This window comes from Nioella sp. (assembly GCF_964229645.1).
Taxonomy (GTDB): domain Bacteria; phylum Pseudomonadota; class Alphaproteobacteria; order Rhodobacterales; family Rhodobacteraceae; genus Nioella.
Window position 1 is genome coordinate 1 of sequence record NZ_CAXREX010000193.1, and the last position, 3665, is coordinate 3665.

Annotated in this window: 4 protein-coding genes; 1 reads left to right on the plus strand and 3 read right to left on the minus strand. The window is 64.9% G+C overall.

Annotation, left to right across the window (positions count from 1 at the left end; all coding sequences use genetic code 11):
* Nucleotides 1-196: 196 nt before the first annotated feature.
* Nucleotides 197-709, minus strand: coding sequence for an ankyrin repeat domain-containing protein (locus tag ACEQXV_RS13120; protein WP_372525824.1), 513 nt, complete (start codon nt 707-709; stop codon nt 197-199).
* 195 nt (nt 710-904) lie between these two features.
* Here ACEQXV_RS13120 and ACEQXV_RS13125 point away from each other — a divergent pair, with 195 nt between their 5' ends.
* On the plus strand, nt 905-1666 hold the full coding sequence (locus ACEQXV_RS13125) for an NAD(P)H-dependent oxidoreductase (protein ID WP_370252550.1): 762 nt from the start codon (nt 905-907) through the stop codon (nt 1664-1666).
* 4 nt (nt 1667-1670) lie between these two features.
* On the opposite strand, the gene ACEQXV_RS13130 is transcribed toward ACEQXV_RS13125, so the two are convergent.
* Nucleotides 1671-2441, minus strand: coding sequence for a squalene/phytoene synthase family protein (locus ACEQXV_RS13130; RefSeq protein ID WP_370269583.1), 771 nt, complete (start codon nt 2439-2441; stop codon nt 1671-1673).
* Nucleotides 2438-3665: alpha-isopropylmalate synthase regulatory domain-containing protein (locus tag ACEQXV_RS13135; protein WP_370269584.1), on the minus strand; the 1228-nt coding region annotated here is incomplete at its 5' end. The genes ACEQXV_RS13130 and ACEQXV_RS13135, both read right to left, overlap by 4 nt.

The window sequence follows — 3665 nt, forward strand, 5'->3', positions numbered from 1 at the left end:
TACTGCGGTTTTAGGGGAACGCAATAGGCCGCAGGCGAACGGCTTGGCCGCCAGAATGAAATAAAATAACATTAAAACAATTGGCACACAGGCGCTAGCGAACGTGTCGGGAGTAATGTTATGGGGACTGTCTCTCCGCCACTTTCTTCCTTGAAGTTGTCTTGAATGGAACGGACAGGCCGTGCCTGTGCTGGGGCTACTCCATTCCTTCGCGCAAAGCCTGGTAGGCTGCGGAAAACAGAACGTTCGGATTGGCACGGGCAAGGTCAAGCGCGGATTGGCTCTGCGTGGTGCGTAGCGAGGGGTCGGCCCCAAGCGCCAGCAGCAACAGAACCGTGTCCGACTGACCGTGCTGTGACGCGAAGTGCAGTGCCGTTTCCCCCATGTTGCTGGTCAGCCCGATCCCGGCCCCCGCATCGACCAGGGCCCGGACCTGGTCAGATTGGCCATGGCCCGCTGCGATCATCAGCGGTGTCCAGCCGAAGCGGTTGCGCGCATTCACATCGGCGCCCGCGCTCACGAGTTGGTCAAGCACCTCGGGCGCGGCTTCGCAGGCAGCGTGGTGAAGGGGGGTATTGTCGACGCCGTCCCTGGCCTCAAGGTCGATCTGGCGAATGGCAGCCGCAGCCGCCACGGGGGCAAGTGTGCGCCAGTAATCTGCCGTGCAGGCCTGACCGCAAGGATCTGCCCCGGCCGTAGAGGCGAGCAAGAGGATCGCCCCCAGAAAAAGAAACCATTTTAACATGTTCTTCAGGCCAAACCGACCAATCGCCACACATCCCATGGAACAGTGATGCGACAGGGCCTTCTTTTTGAAAACTTATCTTTGGTAGGGCGCGCCCCTTGCCCCCTGCCCTTGCAGCCACGATGATGCCGCCAATGCACACGCACTGGACCGGTCCCGATGCCCACAACGCTCGTCGTCATTGCCCATCCTGACCGCCGCTCATTCACCGGGGCCTGGGCGCAGGCCAGCATCGCGGCGCTCGAAGCCAAGGGCGATCGTGTTCTGATAAGCGACCTGTCCACGGGGTTCGACGCGGTCGAAGCGGCCCATCACCATCCCGACTGGCCCGCAGGCGAAAGTTTCGATCCCCTGAAAGCGCAAGAGCGCCTGACCGGAGACTGCCCCCTGCCCCCGGATATCGCCGCCGAAGTCGAGAAACTGGAAGCCGCAGACCGGGTGATCTTTCATTTCCCGATCTGGTGGTTCGCGCCGCCAGCGGTTCTGAAGGGCTGGTGCGATCGTGTCTTCCTGCATGGCCGGACGCATGACGTGGACAATCGCTTTGACACCGGCCTCTTCCGGGGCCGACAGGCGCTCTTTTGTGTCAGCACCGGATCGAGCGCCGCCGAAAGCAGCCCATCAGGCAAGGAGGGGGACATCCGCCTGCTTCTTTGGCCACTGGCCCAGACCCTGCGCTACCTCGGCTTCACGGTGCTGGAGCCGGAACTCGTTCACGGTGTTCATGGCTATTGGACAGGGGAGGAGCGAAATGCGGTGGAGGCAAGGCTCGGGGCAGTTCTGGCGCGACAGGCGGACCTGCTGGCCGACTGGAACGCGCGTCCCGAAATCCCTTTCAACAGCGAGACGGATTTCGACGATCGGGGGCAGCTCAGGCCAGATGCGCCAAGTTACGGACCGTTCATCCGCCACGGCAGCTGACGGGCTAGAGACGCCCGGTCATCGACACGAGCAAGAGCTTGCCACGCCGCGCGAATTCGCTGGTGGCCAGACGCCCGTCGCCAACGCGGGCCGGATCGGCGACGGCAAGTTTCAAGAGCGCCTCGGTTTGCCAGAAGGCGTAAACTGCGGCGCGCGCCTTGCGGGGCAGCGCCCCCTGCCCGGCCTTGCCGCGCCGAAACCGCGCCAGCGCGCGCTCGGCCAGCGCCCTGACGCCGTCGGGCCGTCCATCGAGCAGCGGCACGCGCCCCCGCGCCTCCAGTTCCGGCACTGCCCGGAAAAGCGCGGCAATCCCCGCGCCCCAGGCCATGTCCCGCAACGCCGCCTCGGTCCCGGCCTCGGCCCCAAGCGCGCGCGCGGCCACAACCGCCAGGTTGCCAGAGGTCGCGTCGATATAATCGGCTAGATGGGCCTCGTCCTCGAACGGGTCGCGGTAGATGTCCCATCGGCGCGCAGCGGCCAGGGCATCGAGCAGCCCTGCATCCTCCCCCCGCACGACCCCGGCCAGCGGGGCTGCAACCTCATGGGCGCGCGGTGTGGCCCCCTGCCCGATCTCCTCGGCCACGTCGCGCCAGAATTGCAGGCGCATTTCGGCGATCATCGGCTCGGACGCGACCCAAGGGGCGCGCGCGACTTCCAGGTTGAAGGCGTAAAGTGGAAAGAGCACGGCCCGCGCCGCCGGCGGGGCCGCCATCACCGCAAGGAAGCGGTCCGGGTCTCCGCGCTGAACCAGCTCTGCGCAGGCCGCCACGCTCATGCAGGATGCGCCCCGTCGCGCACAAGTTTCCAGATGATGGAATCGAGCAATGCCTCGAAGCTGGCATCGACGATATTGGGCGAGACCCCCACGGTCGACCAGCGCTGCCCTGCACCATCCTGGAAGTCGATGATCACCCGCGTCACGGCCTCGGTGCCGCCATTCGTGATGCGCACCTTGAAGTCGACGAGGCTGATATCGTCGATCGAGGCCTGGTAGGGGCCAAGATCCGTGCGCAGGGCCTGCCAAAGCGCGTTCACCGGACCGTCATCATGCAGATCCGTCGGGTGATCATTCTTGAAAAAGCCGGTCAGCTTGCGCCCGCCGGGCAGTTGCACCGTTACAAGCGCCTCGGACTCCACCACCACGCGCCCCTTGGCGTTGCGGCGGCGTTCCGAGATCACGCGGTAGCGTTCCACGTCGAAAAAGCGCGGCAACTGCCCGAAGGCACCGCGCGCCAGCAGCTCGAAACTGGCCTGTGCCGTGTCATAGGAATAACCCTGCGACTCCTTTTCCTTGATCTCGTCAAGGATGCGCGCCAGCGCCGGCTCGCCTTTTACGACGGTGAAGCCCGCCTCGGTCAGGCGCCGGATCAGGTTCGACTGCCCGGCCTGGTTCGACATCGGGATGACGCGCGCATTCCCGACCACGGAGGGGTCGATATGTTCGTATGTGGACGGATCCTTGAGGATCGCGCTGGCGTGAAGTCCTGCCTTATGCGCAAAGGCGGAACTGCCCACATAGGGCGCTTGGCGCATGGGCACGCGGTTGAGGATGTCATCGAGCGTGCGGCTGAGCTTGGTCAGCCCCTTCAGCGCGTCGATGGCGATCCCGGTCTCATAGCGGCTGGGATAGGGGTCCTTGAGCAGAAGCGTCGGGATCAGAGTCGTCAGGTTGGCATTCCCACAGCGCTCGCCCAGTCCGTTCAGCGTGCCCTGCACCTGTCGTGCCCCGGCCTCGATCGCGGCCAGGCTGCCCGCAACGGCGGTTTCGGTATCGTTATGGGTGTGAATGCCAAGCCGGTCGCCCGGAATTCCTGCCGCGATCACCTCGGCCGTGATGCGCCCGATTTCCTCGGGCAGCGTGCCGCCATTGGTGTCGCAAAGCACGATCCAGCGCGCGCCCGCCTCAAGTGCTGCCTTGAGGCAGTCCAGCGCATAGGCGGCATTCGCCTTGTAGCCATCGAAGAAATGCTCGGCATCGAACAGCGCCTCGCGTCCCTGC